Source organism: Bacillus sp. FJAT-47783 (assembly GCF_022808615.1).
Taxonomy (GTDB): Bacteria; Bacillota; Bacilli; order Bacillales; family Aeribacillaceae; genus Bacillus_BZ.
Genome location: NZ_JAKZKS010000001.1, coordinates 336,732 through 355,282, shown reverse-complemented (window position 1 = coordinate 355,282; position 18,551 = coordinate 336,732). Strand labels below are relative to the sequence as shown.

The window sequence follows — 18,551 nt, the reverse complement described above, 5'->3', positions numbered from 1 at the left end:
CAAATAACCTTACGCCGTAAAGGAAAAAATGCCTTTTCGTCGTAAGAACATTTTTGTCTGAGGCTGAACAAGGCGCTTACGCTTTTCTTATGAAAACCACGTATAAAGATTGTCCAAGCTGGCATATCTTCTAATAAGGAATGAAGATATGGAGGACGAACATGAAAAAGTGGTTAATCATCTTTTTAGATATGATGAAGGTTTTTATCCTGTTCACAGCATTTACGATTATTTTTTACTATGCTATTATATGGATTAACTTAGAGTACGATCACTATCGTCGCTACGAAGAGCCAGAAGGGGCAGCGCTAAAAGTAACGAATATGGTTGAAGAAAATAATGAAAGTTGGGTCAACCGATTAATTTTCTTTTATTTACATGGGGAGTAGAGGGATATTGAACGATCAAATTCAAGACTTTATTCATTATTTACTAGTAGAACGCGGATTGTCGAAAAATACACTTGTGTCTTATGAACGGGATTTAAAAGGATATGCTTTTTATTTAAAGGAGCACGCTTCCATTCAAAACGTTCATGAAATTGGAAGAGTTCATATTATCCAATTTTTAAAGCATTTAAAAGAAAGCGGGAAATCAAGTAAGACGATTGCTAGGCATATAGCATCTATTCGTTCATTTCACCAATTTTTATTACGGGAGCGAGTCGTAAATGAGGATCCATCTGTTCATATTGAAACACCACAAGTGGAACGCAAACTCCCGCAAGTATTGTCGCTATCAGAAGTTGAAAAACTTATAGAAACGCCGAAACTCACTTCCCCAATGGGGTATCGTGATAAGGCGATGCTAGAGCTTCTTTATGCAACAGGGATACGGGTAAGTGAAATGATTGATTTGAATTTATCAGATGTCCATTTAATGATGGGATTTATTCGTTGTTTCGGAAAAGGGAGGAAAGAACGAATTGTACCGATTGGAGATCAAGCGACAAAAGCGATCGAAGAATACATTCAAAAAGGACGTAGTAAGCTCGCAAAATCGAAATATGAAACAGAAGCCCTTTTTTTAAATCATCATGGAAAACGTTTATCTAGACAAGGGTTTTGGAAGAATTTAAAAAAGATTGCCAAAGAAGCAGGCATTCAAAAAGAGTTAACCCCGCATACGTTAAGGCATTCATTTGCTACACATTTACTTGAAAATGGAGCTGATTTACGGGCTGTACAAGAAATGCTTGGGCATGCGGATATTTCAACAACGCAAATTTACACGCACGTATCGAAGAAGCGACTAAAAGATGTTTACAAACAATATCATCCAAGAGCATAATGGTTGGCCAGAAGAAAACCGGGCATTCGTTTTTATGCCCGGTTTTCTTCTTAATTATAATAATGGTCGTGCTTTCAACTTGAGAAGCCGAAAAGAACGGAGCACGTAAAAATGGAAGAGTGGCAGGGAAAGAGGAGGAATCCAGCTCAAAAAAAGAAAAATGAAAATTAAGTGTCAAAACGTAAAATTTACTAGTTTTTTATTGCATATAAGAATGTAAACGGTTTATAATTTAGTTGTCAGACTTCTGACGATAGAAATTCAACAATCTCCCTTTCCATTTAGGGTATAGTAAATAGAGACACTTCGACAAGGAGGAAGTACAGATGAACGACTTTACATATAATCGTGTTTTTCTAATTGTATTAGATTCAGTCGGAATTGGAGAGGCACCGGATGCTGAAAAATTTAATGATAAAGGTGCTGACACACTAGGACATATTGCCGAAGCAATGAACGGGTTAAACATGCCAAATATGAGTAAGCTAGGCTTGAGTAATATTCGTGAAATAAAAGGGATACCAGTTCAAAAAACGCCACTTGCGTATTATACGAAAATGCAAGAAGCTTCCAACGGCAAAGATACGATGACGGGGCATTGGGAAATCATGGGTCTTCACATTGAAAAACCATTCAGGGTGTTTCCAGATGGATTTCCGAAAGCGCTTATTGATGAATTAGAAGCTAAAACGGGGCGTAAAGTGATTGGAAATAAACCGGCTTCCGGAACGGCTATACTAGACGAACTAGGAAAAGAACATATGGATACGGGAGCATTAATCGTCTATACGTCAGCGGACTCTGTTTTGCAAATTGCAGCACACGAAGAAATCGTACCGCTCGATGAGCTTTATAACATTTGTAAAATTGCCCGTGAATTAACATTGGATGAAAAATACATGGTTGGTCGTGTGATTGCTCGTCCGTTTATTGGCGAGCCTGGTCATTTTACACGTACACCAAATCGCCATGACTATGCATTAAAACCATTTGAACGTACAGTCATGAATGAATTAAAAGATGCTAATTTTGACGTCATTGCACTTGGGAAAATATCTGATATATACGATGGTGAAGGAATTACTGAAGCGATCCGTACATCGTCAAATAATGATGGAATGGATAAATTTATTTCAACACTTGATAAAAACTTTACAGGTCTTGCATTTTTAAACTTAGTTGATTTTGATGCGAAATTTGGACATCGTCGTGATCCGATTGGATACGGTAAAGCGTTAGAAGAGTTTGATGCTCGTTTACCAGAAGTGTTTGAAAAGCTTCGCGATGACGATTTATTCATAATTACAGCAGATCATGGAAATGACCCAGTTCATCACGGAACCGATCATACAAGAGAGTATGTACCTCTTCTCGTTTATAACAAAAAGATGCAAGAAGGAAAAGAACTTCCAATTCGCAAAACATTTGCCGACATTGGGGCAACAGTAGCAGACAATTTCAACGTAACAATGCCTAAACATGGAGCGAGCTTTTTAGATAAGTTAAATTAAGGGGGAAATATCATGTCAGTCAAACAACATATTTTAGAAGCGGGTCAATTTTTAAAAGACAAATTTTCAAAAACACCTGAAATTGGACTTATATTAGGTTCTGGACTTGGCGTATTAGCAGATGAGATTGAAGAGTCGGTAAAAATTCCATATCAAGACATTCCAGGATTTCCTGTTTCTACAGTTGAAGGTCATGCAGGACAACTTGTATTCGGGACATTAAAAGGAAAAACAGTTGTAGCCATGCAAGGGAGATTCCACTTTTATGAAGGGTATAGCCTTGATAAAGTTACATTCCCAGTACGAGTGATGAAAGCGCTTGGTGTAGAAAAATTAATCGTAACAAATGCAGCGGGCGGAATTAATGAAGCATTTAAGCCAGGGGATTTAATGATTATTACAGATCATATTAACAACATCGGTACAAACCCACTAATTGGACCGAACGATGCTGAGCTCGGTGTTCGTTTCCCTGATATGTCTGAAGCGTATGATAAGGATTTACGTGCACTTGCAAAAAATGTAGCAAGTCAATTAAACATCGGTGTTCAAGAAGGGGTTTATGTAGCAAATAGTGGTCCATGCTATGAAACACCTGCAGAAGTGCGTATGTTAAGAATTCTTGGCGGAGATGCAGTTGGAATGTCTACAGTACCTGAGGTGATTGTAGCGAAACATTCCGGCTTAAAGGTGCTAGGAATCTCATGTATTTCCAATATGGCCGCGGGTATTTTAGATCAACCGCTAACCCATGATGAAGTAATCGAAACGACAGAAATGGTGAAATCGAACTTTTTAAGCTTTGTGAAAACGATTGTTGAAAAAATGTAAAGAAAAAAGGTGATTATTAATGAGAATGGTGGATTTAATTGAAAAGAAACGTGACGGAAAAGCGTTAACGAAAGAGGAAATCCAGTTTATCATTAAAGGCTATACGAACGGTGATATTCCAGATTACCAAATGAGTGCATTTGCGATGGCTGTTTATTTTCAAGGAATGACGGAAGATGAGCGTGCACAATTAACAATGGCGATGGTTCATTCGGGTGATATGATTGACTTAAGTCAAATTGAAGGTATTAAAGTCGATAAACACTCGACAGGTGGGGTTGGCGATACGACAACATTAGTGCTCGGACCGCTTGTTGCCTCGGTAGGCGTTCCGGTAGCGAAAATGAGTGGACGTGGATTAGGTCATACAGGTGGAACAATCGATAAGCTTGAATCGATACCAGGGTTCCACGTAGAAATTGATAACGATGAATTTATGAAATTAGTAAACGAAAATAAAATTGCCGTCATTGGACAATCCGGTAATTTAACACCAGCAGATAAAAAGCTATATGCACTACGGGATGTTACAGGTACGGTCAATAGTATTCCATTAATCGCAAGCTCCATTATGAGTAAAAAAATCGCAGCTGGCGCTGACGCCATTGTGTTAGATGTAAAAACGGGTGCGGGTGCATTCATGAAGGATCTAGAAGATTCAAAAGAGCTTGCAAAAACAATGGTTAAGATCGGAAACGCCGTTGGTCGTCATACGATGGCAGTCATTTCAGACATGAGTCAACCGCTTGGGCGTGCGATCGGAAACGCATTGGAAGTAAAAGAAGCGATTGATACATTATCAGGAAAAGGTCCAGAAGACTTACATGAGCTTTGCTTAACATTAGGAAGCTATATGGTTTACTTAGCGAAAAAAGCAGATAGCTTACAAGAAGCAAGGACGAAATTGGAAGAGTCAATTCACTCAGGTAACGCATTGGAAGTGCTAAAGACTTTCATTGCCGCCCAAGGTGGCGATGCTTCTGTTGTCGATGATCCATCAAAATTACCACAAGCAAGCCATACATTTGAGCTTGAGGCGAAAGAAGATGGATATGTATCTGAAATTGTGGCGGATGCGGTTGGAACAGCTGCGATGTGGCTCGGAGCCGGCCGTGCAACAAAAGAATCTCAAATTGACTTAGCCGTCGGCTTAGTGTTAAATAAAAAAATTGGTGACGAAGTGAAAAAAGGTGAATCGCTCGTGACGATTTACAGCAATCAAGAAGATGTAGAGGAAGTCAAACAAAAGCTATACGAGAATATTATCATTTCAAAAGAAAAAGTAGAAAAACCAACGCTCATTTACGATACGATTACAGAATAACGTTTTTAGAATCAGGATAAGCTCCTGATTCTTTTTTTTATAGAAGAAAAATGCCTCCATTTTAAAACAATTTTCCAACTTTTTTGTATGAAATAGTGAAGGAATGGAAAAAATGGGAACGTATAAAGAATGGAGGGTGTGGACATGAAACAACTACTTGCGATAACGACATCTATCTTCGTATTGTTTTGGCTCTCAACGGAAGTCGGGGCAAAGGAAAAGGAAAAGGACATTCAATTAGTTGATGACGTTAGATCCGCGATTTTAATGGAACGAGATACAGGTGAAGTTTTATTTAGCCGTAACGAAGATGAAAAACTTCCTCCAGCTAGTATGACCAAAATAATGACGATGTTATTAATTATGGAAGAGCTAGATAAAGGTTCATTAAAGCTGGATGAAAAGGTGCGTACGAGTGAAAATGCCGCATCAATGGGTGGGTCGCAAATCTTTTTAGAAGCTGGGGAAGAAATGACCGTCGAAGATTTATTAAAAGGAATTGCAATAGCTTCTGGAAACGATGCTTCTGTTGCCATGGCGGAAAGAATATCAGGGTCAGAAGAGGCGTTTGTTAACAAAATGAATGAGAAAGCGAAAGAGCTTGGTTTAAAAAACACTCATTTTAAAAACCCAACAGGGCTCCCTGAAGAAGGCCATTACAGCTCAGCACAAGACATGGCCATTATGGCAAAAGAACTATTGAAATATGAAGACATTACAAAATATACAGGGGCATATGAAGACTATTTAAGACAAAATACAGACAAAAAGTTTTGGCTCGTGAATACAAACCGTCTAGTGAAATTTTATTCAGGTGTAGATGGAGTGAAAACTGGCTATACAACGGAAGCGAAATATTGTTTAACAGCTACGGCAAAAAAAGGTGATATGCGCGTCATTGCCGTTGTATTTGGTGCACCAACACCGAAACATCGAAACGCACAAGTGACGAAAATGCTTGATTATGCTTATAGTCAATATGAGACACATCCGCTTTTTTCTCGAAATGAAAAAGTATCAGAAGTGAAAATTAGTAAAGGTAGTGACAAACATGTCAATTTAGTCACTTCTGAGCCAATTTCGATTTTAACAAAAAAAGGGGAAAACATTGATGATATGAAGCAGGAAGTCGTTTTCAAGGAAGATGTTCAAGCTCCAGTAAAAGAAGGAGATAAACTTGGTACGCTTGTGCTGAAGAAGGGAGAAGAAATAAAAGTCGAAAGTCCACTCATAGCGGAGAAAAATATTGATATGGCAAGCTGGTGGACCTTGTTTAAACGAGTGTTGAGTGACTTTACAAAAGCTGGGTAATTATGGCGAAAAGCCACTAGTTTTGTCATAAAGAAGGAATTACGTCTATGTATCACGAAAGACTCAATATCCTTACATTTAGAAGGAGGAGTTTGAGTTGAGTCTTTTGATTGATATGGAGGTAAAGAAAAACGTCTTATGTGTACGTCTCTCTGGTGAGTTAGATCATCATACAACGGAAGAATTACGAAATCAAGTAAATGAAGTGGTAGAGACGCAGAAGATTGAGCATATGGTATTTAATTTTCAAGACTTACGTTTTATGGATAGTTCAGGATTAGGAGTCATCTTAGGTCGATATAAACAAATTCGAAACATTGGTGGAGAAATGGTCGTTTGTGCCGTTTCACCCCCAATTAAACGTCTTTTGGATATGTCCGGTCTATTTAAAATTATCCGATTGGAAGAAACAGAGAAAGCTGCGCTCGCTACATTGGGGGTGGCATCATGAAAAATGAAATGAACCTTCAGTTTTCAGCACTAAGCCAAAACGAGTCATTTGCTCGTGTTACGGTGGCAGCGTTTATTGCTCAACTAGATCCAACAATGGATGAATTAACGGAAATAAAAACGGTCGTATCTGAAGCAGTAACAAATGCGATTATTCATGGTTATGACCATGACCCAAATGGAGTCGTATATATTTCTTGTACATTAGAAGATCATATCGTTCATTTAACGATAAAAGATGAAGGAAATGGTATTAAAAATATTAATGAGGCACGCCAACCACTTTATACAACAAAACCAGAATTAGAACGATCTGGTATGGGTTTTACCATAATGGAAAACTTTATGGATGAAATTCATGTTGAAAGTAGGGAAGGGAAAGGCACAACGGTTAAATTGACGAAGCATTTATCAAAAAGTAAAGCTGTATGTAATTAAGGAGACGAGCTATGGATGTGGAGGTCAAGAACGAATTTTCAAATGGACAGTTGAAGGATCATGAGGTTAAGGCGTTAATTAAAAAAAGTCAGCAAGGAGAACAAGAAGCAAGAGATATTCTCGTGCAAAAAAATATGCGGCTCGTATGGTCTGTCGTTCAACGTTTTTTAAATCGAGGCTATGAGCCGGACGATTTGTTTCAAATTGGCTGTATTGGGTTATTAAAGTCTGTTGATAAATTTGATTTATCCTATGACGTAAAGTTCTCAACATATGCTGTTCCAATGATAATCGGGGAGATTCAACGCTTCATACGGGATGATGGAACAGTGAAAGTGAGTCGTTCGTTAAAAGAGTTAGGAAATAGAATTCGTAGGGCAAAAGAAGAGCTTTCGAAAAAGTTAGGAAAGGTGCCTACTGTTCAAGAAATTGCTGACCATCTAGATATTCCACCTGAAGATGTCGTTCTTGCACAGGAAGCTGTTCGTGCACCATCATCCATTCACGAAACGGTATATGAAAATGACGGAGACCCCATTACATTACTCGACCAAATAGCAGACAATTCAGAACATAAATGGTTTGATAAAATTGCTTTAAAAGATGCGATTGAAGATTTAGATGAGCGAGAACGTCTTATTGTCTATTTACGCTACTATAAAGATAAAACGCAGTCAGAAGTAGCAGAAAGGCTTGGGATTTCTCAAGTACAAGTCTCAAGGCTAGAAAAGAAAATATTAAAACAAATGAAAGACCGAATGAGTGGATAGCTCATTCGGTCATTTTTTATATGGGTAAATTTACGTGGAAATAAATGGAGATAGCATCTTTTGTATGTTAGTATCTTATCCAATCCATACTACATATAACAAAAAGAATAAAAATAGTAGGGTGTTGAGCGTATGAACAGTACTGTTTATTTGCGCCTACGAAATCGCGTTGAAGTAAAACCAGATCAAGCGATAAAGATTAAAGATATAGCAAAGGTTGTTACCGATCAGGAGATAAAAGATGAGATTGAAAATCTCATTTTACATGTCGTAACGAAAGAAGATAAAACGATTATCGTTATTGATGTCATTCACATCGTTCAAGAAATTCGTCAATTATTGGAATCAGTAGAAATTGAAACATTCGGATCGAATCAAACGATTGTAGAGGTCGTCTATCCGAAAAAAAATTTATCTCCTATTAAGTTTGTATTTGTTTGGTTATTGCTATTTGTAGGTGCCGCTTTAGCCATTATGAACTTCCATGAAGATGTGAGCATGCAAGAAGTCCATATTCGTTTATATCGAATATTGACGGGAGAAGAGAACGAAAAACCGCTGATACTGCAAATCCCTTATTCTATTGGGCTCGGATTAGGTATGGTTTTATTTTTTAATCACGTTTTCAGAAAGCGTATTAACGAAGAGCCAAGTCCATTAGAAGTGGAAGTGTTTAATTATCAAATGAATATTGATAAATATGTTTCAATGAATGAAAACAAAGAAAGTATGAAAAAAGTCGATGGTCATTAATGTGTTATTCATCATGTTTATCGGATTATCGGCAGGATTTGCAGTAGGAGCAGGATTTGTCGCTTTTTTAACGGTGCTTGGTATTATTCCTCGATTAATGCAACTTACAAAGACGATATCGTTTATTCGCTTTTATGAATGGGGCGTGATTGCTGGTGCCATTATGGGTGGGGTACTTAGCTTAATGGAACCAACGTTCAATGCTTCTCCATTTTGGTTGTCAATCATAGGTTTTTTCAACGGTATTTTTGTTGGGATGCTTGCTGCAGCATTAACGGAAGTGTTAAATGTAATCCCTTTATTAACGAAACGAATTGGTATGGAACGAAATATTGTGATGTTATTAGCTGCGATCGTTTTTGGGAAAGTAGTTGGATCATTATTTCACTGGCTATATTTTGTCGATCACTAATAAAGGGGTGACCATAGTGAAGAAGAAAATGAAAGACGATTACGCCAATCAAATTAAACAATTTCAGCCGAAGCCGAATTATATGTTAAATGGTCTAAAGGCTTTTTTCGTTGGTGGAGCTATTTGCGCGTTTGGACAATTGCTGCAAAATATGTATATAAACGTGTTTCATTTTTCTAAAGAAAACGCAGGGAATCCAACGGTCGCGACGTTAATTTTAATTTCTGCATTATTAACAGGTTTCGGGATATATGATAAAATCGGTCAATTTGCTGGTGCTGGTTCTGCTGTACCGGTAACCGGTTTTGCGAACTCGATGACGAGTGCAGCTTTAGAGCATAAAAGTGAAGGACTCGTATTAGGGGTTGCGACCAATATGTTCAAATTAGCAGGTAACGTCATCGTTTTTGGGGTTGTATCTGCATACATAGTTGGATTAATTCGCTATATTTTCAGTCTCTCCATTCGTTGAGATGAAAGGAATGATAGCTTATGGGATTAATGGGGCGACAAACGTGGACATTTCAAAATCGCATTTATGTCAATGGTGCCGGTACCGCTGTCGGGCCCAAAGAGGCTTCCGGACGATTTGGGCAAAAATATGACGTTTGTCACGACGACCTTTATTGTGGTGAAGTTAATTGGGAGTTGGCAGAACGACGTTTAATGGAGCAAGCGATCGAAAAGTGTATGGAAAAGTCGAAAATCGAAATCCGAGATGTTGATTTTTTTATAGCAGGAGATTTACTCAATCAAAATGTGACGGCAAACTATGTGGCGAGGCATTTAGGGATTCCAACCATTTGCATGTTTGGTGCATGTTCATCGTCGATGGAAACGATTGCTGTTTCTTCACAACTTATCGATAGTGGATTTGCAAATAAAGTGATAGCAGCTACGAGCAGCCATAATGCAACGGCGGAACGGCAATTTCGATATCCGACTGAATATGGCGGACAAAAACCAGACACAGCTACATCAACCGTAACAGGAGCAGGTGCTGTACTAATGAGTCGAGATTATGGAGAGATTGTCATTACTTCTGCGACAATTGGAAAGGTCGTTGATTATGGAGTGAAAAATCCGTTTGATATGGGGTCAGCGATGGCACCTGCAGCCGCAGATACGATACAGCAGCATTTACAAGATTTAAACCGAACACCCGCTGACTATGACATGATTGTAACAGGGGATCTATCAGCGATTGGGAGTCCAATCTTGAAAGAGTTATTAAAAGAGGAACAAATTGATATTGATGAAAAACATGAAGATTGCGGACTTATGATTTATCGACCTGATCAAAAGGTGTTTGCAGGTGGAAGTGGTTGTGCTTGTTCAGCTGTTGTCACGTACAGTCATATTTTTGATATGTTACGCACTGGCGAGGTAAAACGAGTATTTGTTGTCGCAACAGGAGCACTATTAAGTCCAGTGATGATTCAGCAAAAGGAGTCCATACCAACCGTAGCTCATGGTGTTGTGTTTGAACGGGTTGAAAGGAGAGTAAATCATTAAACATGGAGTATGTAATTGCTTTTGTTGTCGGTGGTTTAATATGTATTGTCGGGCAACTTTTACTAGATTTTTTAAAATTAACACCTGCGCATGTGATGAGCTCATTTGTTGTAGCTGGAGCGATACTTGATGGATTTGGTATTTATGATCAATTTATTGAGTTTGCCGGTGCAGGTGCAACCGTTCCGATTACAAGCTTTGGTCATTCGATACTCCATGGTGCGATGAAGGAAGCCGAGAAACATGGATTAATAGGACTTGGTATGGGGGTATTTGAATTAACCTCTGCTGGGATTTCCTCTGCCATTTTGTTTGCTTTTCTCATCGCACTCATTTTTAAACCGAAAGGATAGGATGGCATGAATGTAAGAAGGGTCATACTCGTTACAGATGGAGATGAATATGCACTGAAAACGGTCGAGTACGTTGCATCTAAACTAGGGGGACGTTGTATATCGCAATCGAAAGGAAACCCGTCGTACTTAAGTGGTAAAGAGATCGTTGAATTAATTTTACAAACTCCTTATGACCCTGTTTTTGTCCTGTTTGACGATTGTGGCTTACAAGGAGAAGGACCGGGAGAACGAGCGTTAAAATATGTTGCAAGCCATAAACAAATTAAAGTACTAGGTGCCATTGCTGTTGCCTCAAAATCAAATTGTAAAGAATGGACGAAAGTGGATGTTAGCATTGATCGGTACGGGAATTTATCGACATTTGGCGTTGATAAATATGGTGTACCAGATATTGAAGAGGGAAGAATAAATGGGGATACTGTTTATTGTTTAGACCAGCTTAATATTCCTGTCGTTGTAGGCATTGGAGATATTGGAAAAATGAATCGAAAGGACCATGTAGAGCGTGGAGCACCGATTACGATAAAGGCCGTGCAAGTAATATTAGAAAGGAGTGGGGATTATGACACAAGAGAAAACGCCAATTTCACCACATTTAGCTGAGAATGAACGATTTTTTAAAGAACATATCGGCTTAGGGACGAGCTTTGATTTAGGTGTAAGAAAAATCAATATTTTGGGTAAACAAGTTCATTTATATTATGTGAACGGTTTGTGTGACACACAATTTATTATTGATTTACTTCGTCAAATGACGGAAGTTAATGATCATGAAGTGGAAAGTTCAAAAGTTAAGGATATTATAGAAAACAGACTTATTCATCAACAAGTTAGTCCGATCAAAACATTAGATGAAGCAGTGGATCAATTGTTATCTGGGTTAATCATTTTTATCATTGAAGGATGCGACTTTGGATTTGTTGTAGATGTCCGAAGCTATCCGGGGAGGTCACCGGAAGAACCAGATACTGAGAAAGTTGTGCGCGGAGCACGTGATGGATTTGTTGAAAATATCATTGTGAACACAGCTTTAATTAGAAGAAGAATTCGAGATGAACGGCTCCGGTACGAAATTTTAAAAGTAGGTGAACGATCGAAGACGGATATTTGCATCGCCTATGTAGAGGATGTAGCCGATCCGGGATTAATCGAAGTTATTAAGAAAGAATTAAATACGATAAAAATCGATGGTCTGACAATGGCAGATAAAACCGTTGAAGAATTTTTAGTAAAGCAGGGCTACAATCCTTTTCCACTCGTTCGATATACGGAGAGAGCAGACGTTGCGGCGAATCATCTTTTAGAAGGACATGTCATCATTATGGTTGATACGTCTCCGAGTGTTATTATTACACCGACTACTTTTTTTCATCACGTTCAGCATGCTGAAGAGTATCGGCAAGCACCTGCTGTCGGAACGTTTTTACGATGGGTACGCTTTATCGGGATTATGTCATCGATTTTTTTATTACCATTATGGTTTTTATTCGTTTTAGAACCGTCCTTACTACCAGAAAATTTAGCATATATTGGACCGAATGAGCAAAAAAACATTCCTGTCATTGTCCAGTTGTTTTTAGCGGATCTTGGCATTGAGTTTTTGCGGATGGCAGCGATCCATACACCGACTGCTTTATCTGTTGCAATGGGATTAATTGCTGCGGCACTTATCGGTCAAATTGCGATTGATGTTGGATTATTTGTCCCTGAAGTTATTTTATATGTTTCCATTGCGGCAATTGGAACGTTTACAACTCCGAGTTATGAACTAAGCATTGCCAATAAAATGGTTCGGCTTTTTTTGTTAATACTCGTCGCTATTTTTCAAATTCCAGGGTTTGTTATTGGCTCAACATTGTATATTTTATTGCTTGCGAGCATACGTTCTTTAAATACACCTTATTTATGGCCGTTTATTCCATTTAATCCTAAGGCCATTTGGCAAATTGTTATTCGAACATCTGTACCTGGGGCTAAACTTCGGCCAAGTATCGTTCATCCACAAAATGTAAAAAAACAACCGACATCATGAGAAACTTTACTCGTCATTCATTCGATTAAGGGGATTCTGTTATCACCTGCAATCTATTTAGAATCCATATAGCCCGACAAAGATGCATAAATATTCATTGAAACAGCCATTAATTTATGATAATGTATTTTTAACTATTTAAAGGATGAATGTTTATTAGGATGTTTTCTATGAAAAGGGGGCTACAAAGTGTATTTACATGGAACGAGTAAAGTGAATGAATTAGGCCATTTAGAAGTAGGTGGTGTAGATACAGTCGAGCTTGCGAAGAAATATGGGACCCCTTTATACGTTTACGATGTGTCACTAATCCGGAGACGCGCGCGGGAATTTAAAAAAACATTTGAACAATTAGGGATTACAGCGCAAGTTGCCTATGCAAGTAAGGCGTTTTCTTCTATCGCCATGTTTCAGCTAGCGGATCAAGAAGGTTTATCGTTAGATGTCGTTTCTGGAGGAGAGCTATATACAGCGTTACAAGCGGGATTTTCTCCTGAGAAAATTCATTTTCACGGGAACAATAAAAGTTCAGAAGAATTAGAAATGGCTTTAAATGCGAATATCGGCTGTATCGTTGTTGATAACTTTCATGAAATAAGCCTTTTAAAACAAATGACCCGTCATAAAAAACAAAAAGTTGATATTCTTCTTCGGGTGACACCGGGAGTTGAAGCACATACACATGATTATATTACAACAGGTCAAGAAGATTCGAAATTTGGTTTTGATCTCCATAATGGTCAAATCGAAAAAGCGATTGAAATGGTATTGAACCATGAATGGATCAAATTATTAGGAATTCACTGTCATATTGGCTCGCAAATCTTTGAAACGAAAGGTTTTGTTTTAGCAACAGAAAAAATCTTTCAAAAAATTAGTCAATGGAAAGAGAATTATCGCTATTTACCAACCGTTGTCAACTTAGGAGGAGGATTTGGGATTCGATACACTAAAGAAGATGATCCGATTCCGATGAGTATTTATGTTGAAAAAATGGTTGAAGTTGTGAAAGAACATGCAGAAAAACTCAATATCCCAATTCCTGAAATTTGGATTGAACCCGGGCGTTCGTTAGTTGGAGATGCGGGGACGACACTTTATACAGTTGGCTCGCAAAAGACGGTTCCTGATATTCGGAAATATGTAGCAGTAGATGGTGGGATGAGTGATAATATACGTCCGGCTTTATATCAAGCAAAATACGAGGCACTACTTGCTAACCGTATGAATGAAGCTCCATCTAAACAAGTATCCATTGCGGGTAAGTGTTGTGAAAGCGGTGATATGTTAATATGGGATATTCAACTGCCTGAACCGAAAACAGGGGATATATTAGCTGTATTTTGTACAGGTGCGTACGGATACTCCATGGCTAACAATTACAATCGCATTCAAAGACCGGCTGTTGTATTTGCCGAAAATGGTAAAGCTGAGCTCGTCATTCGACGAGAAAGCTATGAAGACTTAATAAAATTAGATGTCCCTTTAAAATGCAAATCGGTTGTAAGTACAAAATAATGAAAGGCTGTCGAGAAACTTTCGACAGCCTTCTTTATACTTTATCCCACTCTTAACGGGCAGGAAGACCCCCACCTTAAGATTTTGTCGTAAAGAAAAGAAGATAGGTGTGGGGGCAACTGCCCGTAAAGGTCCGATTGGTTCAACTAACATTCAGTGGGGGATGAAAAAAACCCCCACTGAATGAAGTTTCACTTTATCCCGCTATTGACCCTACCTTAAAATTGTAATGAAGTGTCACTTTATTGAAAAATGGAACGTATAGAATCGAAAAGAGATTGAAAGAACTCTTTTACCTTCTGAAAAAAGCCTTGAGCTTCTTCTGATTCAAGGAATTTCGAAATTTCATCTTTTGTTTTCGCTAATTGATCTCCTACTTGATTCCAATTAATATTGATATCTATCATATCGTTAAATAAAATCATGAGATTATTGATTTCTTGTTCTGATAAGGTAATATTTAAGTCTTTCGCCGATTGTTCGATCCATTCCCTCAATTGTTGATCGTCTTTTGGCAGACCGTTTTCCGCTAATTGCTCTTTAATTTTCGCGATGAGTGCAGAAGCGTTTTCGGCACCAATTTTGTCCCCTAATTTTGCTGTTTCAACAAGCTCCTTATTTGCAATTTGTTTGACTTCTTCTGATATCGCCTCATCTGTAGACACTTCATATGCTTTAATTAGTCCAGTAAGTGCTGCAGTTCCAGAAACATCAAATGGTGCTGTCACATATATTGTTGCATCTTTTACACCTGCCGTCATTAAAGCATTTAAATACATTTCATCTGTAACCCAATTAATATGATTTGTTTTTACTTCTAAACCAGAGCCCTTTTCTCCGATCGTAATTTTAGAAGATGATATGGCTCTCGTTCCAATTTGTGCTTTCGGAATATAGTCCCCTAAATATTGATGTTCTTCTTCATTTGATACGGTAACAACTAATCCGTTTTCAGGTGCTTTCATTTCTGTCATGAGTGCTTCTTTTTGATTTTCTGTTAAATCGTTTCCTAACGTAATAATCACATCACCAACTGCTGCATCTGCTAAACTTATTGTTGGACATGCGAATAGCAAAATCGCCACAATTGATAGGATAAATTTCTTCATGTTATACCCTCCAAATTAATTAATGCATTTTAGAAATAAATCAAGAAAATGCTACGCATGTATAGACGGAAAAGAAATAAAGAAAGTTTCATTTAGTCAATAATTTCAAACGATCTTTTTCAATTTTTGGAATATATAGACTAGAAAATATGTTGTATGTTATACTATAACTAATTTCGACATAATCAAAAGCAATTCGACAAAATTTTCACAACAAACTCAAAATTAAAACTTTTAATAAGGCTCTTTATTTTTTTTGTAAATGTGATAGGATGTATAAGGCTTTATTCATAGTTGTTTGAAAATTTTGATAGAAAGAATTGTAAGGAGGCTCATCATGCAAACAAAACTTTCAAATAAACAAGTCTTTGCTGTAGGGTTAATGTTGTTTGCTCTTTTCTTAGGTGCAGGAAATATGATTTTCCCTCCAGCGTTAGGACAAGCTGCGGGAGATAATATATGGATTGCCATTACTGGATTTTTAATTACAGGTGTTGGTTTACCTTTGTTAGGTGTTACCGCAATTGCTTTAACAGGAAGTGATCTTGAAAAATTAGCTTCTCGTGTTCACCCAATTTTCGGAATTGTCTTTACATTTATCGTGTATCTAGTGATTGGCCCGCTTTTTGCGATTCCAAGAACCGCAACCGTGTCGTACGAAATTGGTGTATCGCCATTTTTATCAGAATCAGCAAAAGGTGGTAGCATTAGTTTGTTTTTAACAACAGTCGTGTTCTTTAGTATTACATTGTGGTTATCGATGAATCCAACAAAACTAGTAGATCGTATTGGGAAATTATTAACGCCTATCCTAGTTATTGTTTTAGCAACGGTAGCGATTAAAGCAATCGTAACACCGATGGGAAGTATAAGTGAACCAACAGAAGCTTACCAATCAGGTGCATTTTTTAAAGGATTTATTGAAGGATATTTAACAATGGATACTCTTGCTTCATTAGTATTTGGTATCGTCGTAATTAATGCAATCAAAAACTTTGGTGTAAGCGACAATAAAGTGTTAGCTAAGGCGACGATTAAAGCTGGAGTTGTAGCTGCTATCGGTTTGGCGCTCGTCTATGTTTCATTAGCTTACCTCGGGGCTACTTCTACTCAGGTTATTGGTCACGCGGAAAATGGTGCAGAAATCTTATCTGGATCAGCCACACATTTATTTGGAGGAATCGGTGCATCGATTTTAGCGTTAGCGATTACGTTTGCATGCTTAACGACATCGATTGGTCTCGTTTCATCTTGTAGTGGTTATTTTTCGAAAATATTTCCGAAAGTATCCTATAAATCATTTGTTATGATTTTGTCAGTATTTAGCATGATTATTGCAAATGTTGGTTTAACTCAATTAATTCAAATTTCTATCCCTGTTTTAATTATGGTTTATCCATTAGCGATTGTTATGATGTTCTTATCATTTTTACCAAAATCAGTTGTCGGGTATTCTTCAGTTTATACATTTGCATTAGTGGGAACTGCGATTGTAAGTGTTGTGGACGGATTAGCCTTAACTTCAATAGATGTTTCAAGTCTTCAGAATGCCTTAAGCTTCTTGCCGTTATTTAATCAAGGAGTTGGATGGCTCGTACCGTCTATTATTGGCGCTCTTATCGGTATCGTATTTGTACACGTTACTGGAAGGAAAAAAGAACAACCAGAAATACTAGGGAAAGTATCCTAAAAAATTAGGATGATCGTATAAAGCGCTCCGTTTGAAATGGAGCGCTTTATGAAATGTTCAATGAAAAGCCTTATGAAAATTGAAAGAGGATGTTCTTATTCATTTGTTTCTCGTTCGTAATATGTTATGATATTAGAGAAATTTTACATAAGGAGAGCGAACATATGGCGAAAAAAGGTTATATTTTAATGGATAATGGTGAAAAAGTAGAATTTGAATTATATCCAAATGAAGCACCTAACACGGTAGCAAATTTTGAAAAATTAGTGAATGAAGGGTTTTACAACGGTTTAACCTTCCACCGCGTGATCCCTGGGTTTGTTAGCCAAGGAGGGTGTCCACACGGAACGGGTACTGGTTCAGCGGGGTATACGATCGCTTGTGAAACAGAAGGAAACCCTCACAAGCATGTTGTTGGAGCTCTTTCGATGGCTCATGCTGGAAAAGACACAGGTTCTTGTCAGTTTTTCATTGTTCATGAACCGCAGCCACATTTAGATGGTGTTCATACTGTATTTGGTCAAGTAACGAGCGGTATGGAAACCGTTTTAAAGATGAAAAACGGCGATGTAATGGAAAAAGTGGAAGTATTCGACGAAGAATAACCGAATGAAGCCGAGGAAGGAGAGGTGTAAACCTCTTCTTTTTTAAAAGTCAAAAGTTATATTATTTTCATAAAGTTTTCAAGGGATAATGGAGTCTTCGGTGTCCAGCGAAAGCCACCAAGCCCCTCGAGGCAAAAACGTAATGCCGTAAAGGCATAAAAAGGGACTTTTCATCGTAAGAACATTTTTGTCAGGGGCTGAAGCGTTTGCGCTTTTCTTACTATTATGGAGGAGGGACATAATGGAAAAGAAAAAATGGGTTTTATTAGGAGTTATCTCACTTTTTTGTCTAGTATGGGGGATTGGTTATTGGCTATATTTAGTTAACTAATGATTATTCGTTGCAGCTTTTACCATTGTTCGTTAAAATATAAACAGGACAACAGAATAATGTTCTGTATCCTTCGGGGCAGGGTGCAATTCCCGACCGGCGGTGATGAAGTTTCATCTTCAAAGCCCGTGAGCCGCATGGCTGATCTGGTGAGATTCCAGAGCCGACAGTATAGTCTGGATGGGAGAAGGATCACAGAAAGGAAAAGAGTAGTAAATGACGATTGAAAAAATCCATTCATATATACTCTTATTTGACTATGCCTTTCTATTGTGATCACATACTCACTTACCCTCTAGGATGAA

At 37.9% G+C, this 18,551-nt stretch carries 20 protein-coding genes and 1 riboswitch; of the genes, 19 read left to right on the top strand and 1 reads right to left on the bottom strand.

What is annotated here, in order from left to right:
• Window positions 1–161 precede the first annotated feature (161 nt).
• The 17 genes from MLD65_RS01835 (at window position 162) to lysA (ending at window position 14,511) form a co-directional block, all read left to right on the top strand.
• Window positions 162–389, top strand: a complete 228-nt coding sequence (locus MLD65_RS01835; protein ID WP_243290139.1) for a YqzK family protein — start codon at window positions 162–164, stop codon at window positions 387–389.
• Between the two features lie 7 nt (window positions 390–396).
• Window positions 397–1,290, top strand: a complete 894-nt coding sequence (gene xerD, locus MLD65_RS01830) for a site-specific tyrosine recombinase XerD (protein WP_243290138.1) — start codon at window positions 397–399, stop codon at window positions 1,288–1,290.
• A 326-nt stretch (window positions 1,291–1,616) separates the two neighbouring features.
• Complete coding sequence (gene deoB, locus MLD65_RS01825; RefSeq protein ID WP_243290137.1) at window positions 1,617–2,801, top strand: phosphopentomutase; 1,185 nt, start codon at window positions 1,617–1,619, stop codon at window positions 2,799–2,801.
• 12 nt (window positions 2,802–2,813) lie between these two features.
• The gene (locus MLD65_RS01820; protein ID WP_243290136.1) at window positions 2,814–3,632 is read left to right on the top strand and encodes a purine-nucleoside phosphorylase; all 819 of its coding nucleotides are present in this window, start codon (window positions 2,814–2,816) and stop codon (window positions 3,630–3,632) included.
• Window positions 3,633–3,651: 19 nt separating this feature from the next.
• Window positions 3,652–4,956, top strand: coding sequence for a pyrimidine-nucleoside phosphorylase (locus MLD65_RS01815; RefSeq protein ID WP_243290135.1), 1,305 nt, complete (start codon window positions 3,652–3,654; stop codon window positions 4,954–4,956).
• Between the two features lie 144 nt (window positions 4,957–5,100).
• Window positions 5,101–6,267, top strand: coding sequence for a D-alanyl-D-alanine carboxypeptidase family protein (locus MLD65_RS01810; protein ID WP_243290134.1), 1,167 nt, complete (start codon window positions 5,101–5,103; stop codon window positions 6,265–6,267).
• Between the two features lie 97 nt (window positions 6,268–6,364).
• Entirely contained in the window at window positions 6,365–6,718 is a 354-nt protein-coding gene (spoIIAA, locus tag MLD65_RS01805) for an anti-sigma F factor antagonist (protein WP_243290133.1), read from the top strand.
• A complete protein-coding gene (spoIIAB, locus tag MLD65_RS01800) occupies window positions 6,715–7,155 on the top strand; it encodes an anti-sigma F factor (protein ID WP_243290132.1) in 441 nt (146 codons plus the stop codon). The genes spoIIAA and spoIIAB overlap by 4 nt, the downstream gene beginning before the upstream one ends.
• Window positions 7,156–7,166: 11 nt before the next feature.
• A complete protein-coding gene (sigF, locus tag MLD65_RS01795) occupies window positions 7,167–7,925 on the top strand; it encodes an RNA polymerase sporulation sigma factor SigF (RefSeq protein ID WP_243290131.1) in 759 nt (252 codons plus the stop codon).
• Window positions 7,926–8,057: 132 nt separating this feature from the next.
• Window positions 8,058–8,678: a stage V sporulation protein AA gene (locus tag MLD65_RS01790; RefSeq protein ID WP_243290130.1), complete on the top strand. Its 621-nt coding sequence runs from the start codon at window positions 8,058–8,060 to the stop codon at window positions 8,676–8,678.
• Window positions 8,668–9,090, top strand: a complete 423-nt coding sequence (locus tag MLD65_RS01785; RefSeq protein WP_243290129.1) for a stage V sporulation protein AB — start codon at window positions 8,668–8,670, stop codon at window positions 9,088–9,090. The genes MLD65_RS01790 and MLD65_RS01785 overlap by 11 nt, the downstream gene beginning before the upstream one ends.
• Before the next feature lie 28 nt (window positions 9,091–9,118).
• Window positions 9,119–9,562, top strand: coding sequence for a stage V sporulation protein AC (gene spoVAC / locus MLD65_RS01780; RefSeq protein ID WP_243290259.1), 444 nt, complete (start codon window positions 9,119–9,121; stop codon window positions 9,560–9,562).
• Window positions 9,563–9,582: 20 nt separating this feature from the next.
• Window positions 9,583–10,605: a stage V sporulation protein AD gene (spoVAD, locus tag MLD65_RS01775; RefSeq protein ID WP_243290128.1), complete on the top strand. Its 1,023-nt coding sequence runs from the start codon at window positions 9,583–9,585 to the stop codon at window positions 10,603–10,605.
• 2 nt (window positions 10,606–10,607) lie between these two features.
• Window positions 10,608–10,958 carry a stage V sporulation protein AE gene (gene spoVAE, locus MLD65_RS01770; protein WP_243290127.1) on the top strand — a complete coding sequence of 117 codons (351 nt, stop codon included), beginning with the start codon at window positions 10,608–10,610 and terminating at the stop codon, window positions 10,956–10,958.
• 6 nt (window positions 10,959–10,964) lie between these two features.
• Entirely contained in the window at window positions 10,965–11,564 is a 600-nt protein-coding gene (spoVAEA, locus tag MLD65_RS01765; protein WP_243290126.1) for a stage V sporulation protein SpoVABEA, read from the top strand.
• Window positions 11,524–12,993, top strand: a complete 1,470-nt coding sequence (locus tag MLD65_RS01760; protein ID WP_243290125.1) for a spore germination protein — start codon at window positions 11,524–11,526, stop codon at window positions 12,991–12,993. The genes spoVAEA and MLD65_RS01760 overlap by 41 nt, the downstream gene beginning before the upstream one ends.
• 189 nt (window positions 12,994–13,182) lie before the next feature.
• Window positions 13,183–14,511: a diaminopimelate decarboxylase gene (gene lysA, locus MLD65_RS01755; RefSeq protein WP_243290124.1), complete on the top strand. Its 1,329-nt coding sequence runs from the start codon at window positions 13,183–13,185 to the stop codon at window positions 14,509–14,511.
• A gap of 242 nt (window positions 14,512–14,753) precedes the next feature.
• On the opposite strand, the gene MLD65_RS01750 is transcribed toward lysA, so the two are convergent.
• Window positions 14,754–15,620: a DUF1002 domain-containing protein gene (locus MLD65_RS01750; protein ID WP_243290123.1), complete on the bottom strand. Its 867-nt coding sequence runs from the start codon at window positions 15,618–15,620 to the stop codon at window positions 14,754–14,756.
• Window positions 15,621–15,957: 337 nt separating this feature from the next.
• On the opposite strand from MLD65_RS01750, the gene brnQ reads away from it, so the two are divergent.
• Together brnQ and MLD65_RS01740 are read left to right on the top strand one after the other, a co-directional pair.
• A complete protein-coding gene (gene brnQ, locus MLD65_RS01745; RefSeq protein WP_243290122.1) occupies window positions 15,958–17,310 on the top strand; it encodes a branched-chain amino acid transport system II carrier protein in 1,353 nt (450 codons plus the stop codon).
• 164 nt (window positions 17,311–17,474) lie between these two features.
• Complete coding sequence (locus tag MLD65_RS01740; RefSeq protein ID WP_243290121.1) at window positions 17,475–17,915, top strand: peptidylprolyl isomerase; 441 nt, start codon at window positions 17,475–17,477, stop codon at window positions 17,913–17,915.
• 396 nt (window positions 17,916–18,311) lie between these two features.
• A riboswitch (FMN riboswitch) is annotated at window positions 18,312–18,442 on the top strand.
• Window positions 18,443–18,551 lie beyond the last annotated feature (109 nt).

What these genes read in the sequence shown, in the direction of transcription:
- MLD65_RS01835 (WP_243290139.1), top strand. Translation starts at nt 162, where the DNA reads ATGAAAAAGTGGTTAATCATCTTTTTAGATATGATGAAGGTTTTTATC.
- deoB (WP_243290137.1), top strand. Translation starts at nt 1,617, where the DNA reads ATGAACGACTTTACATATAATCGTGTTTTTCTAATTGTATTAGATTCA.
- MLD65_RS01820 (WP_243290136.1), top strand. Translation starts at nt 2,814, where the DNA reads ATGTCAGTCAAACAACATATTTTAGAAGCGGGTCAATTTTTAAAAGAC.
- MLD65_RS01815 (WP_243290135.1), top strand. Translation starts at nt 3,652, where the DNA reads ATGAGAATGGTGGATTTAATTGAAAAGAAACGTGACGGAAAAGCGTTA.
- MLD65_RS01810 (WP_243290134.1), top strand. Translation starts at nt 5,101, where the DNA reads ATGAAACAACTACTTGCGATAACGACATCTATCTTCGTATTGTTTTGG.
- spoIIAB (WP_243290132.1), top strand. Translation starts at nt 6,715, where the DNA reads ATGAAAAATGAAATGAACCTTCAGTTTTCAGCACTAAGCCAAAACGAG.
- sigF (WP_243290131.1), top strand. Translation starts at nt 7,167, where the DNA reads ATGGATGTGGAGGTCAAGAACGAATTTTCAAATGGACAGTTGAAGGAT.
- MLD65_RS01790 (WP_243290130.1), top strand. Translation starts at nt 8,058, where the DNA reads ATGAACAGTACTGTTTATTTGCGCCTACGAAATCGCGTTGAAGTAAAA.
- MLD65_RS01785 (WP_243290129.1), top strand. Translation starts at nt 8,668, where the DNA reads ATGGTCATTAATGTGTTATTCATCATGTTTATCGGATTATCGGCAGGA.
- spoVAC (WP_243290259.1), top strand. Translation starts at nt 9,119, where the DNA reads ATGAAAGACGATTACGCCAATCAAATTAAACAATTTCAGCCGAAGCCG.
- spoVAD (WP_243290128.1), top strand. Translation starts at nt 9,583, where the DNA reads ATGGGATTAATGGGGCGACAAACGTGGACATTTCAAAATCGCATTTAT.
- spoVAE (WP_243290127.1), top strand. Translation starts at nt 10,608, where the DNA reads ATGGAGTATGTAATTGCTTTTGTTGTCGGTGGTTTAATATGTATTGTC.
- spoVAEA (WP_243290126.1), top strand. Translation starts at nt 10,965, where the DNA reads ATGAATGTAAGAAGGGTCATACTCGTTACAGATGGAGATGAATATGCA.
- MLD65_RS01760 (WP_243290125.1), top strand. Translation starts at nt 11,524, where the DNA reads ATGACACAAGAGAAAACGCCAATTTCACCACATTTAGCTGAGAATGAA.
- MLD65_RS01750 (WP_243290123.1), bottom strand. Translation starts at nt 15,620, where the DNA reads ATGAAGAAATTTATCCTATCAATTGTGGCGATTTTGCTATTCGCATGT.
- brnQ (WP_243290122.1), top strand. Translation starts at nt 15,958, where the DNA reads ATGCAAACAAAACTTTCAAATAAACAAGTCTTTGCTGTAGGGTTAATG.
- MLD65_RS01740 (WP_243290121.1), top strand. Translation starts at nt 17,475, where the DNA reads ATGGCGAAAAAAGGTTATATTTTAATGGATAATGGTGAAAAAGTAGAA.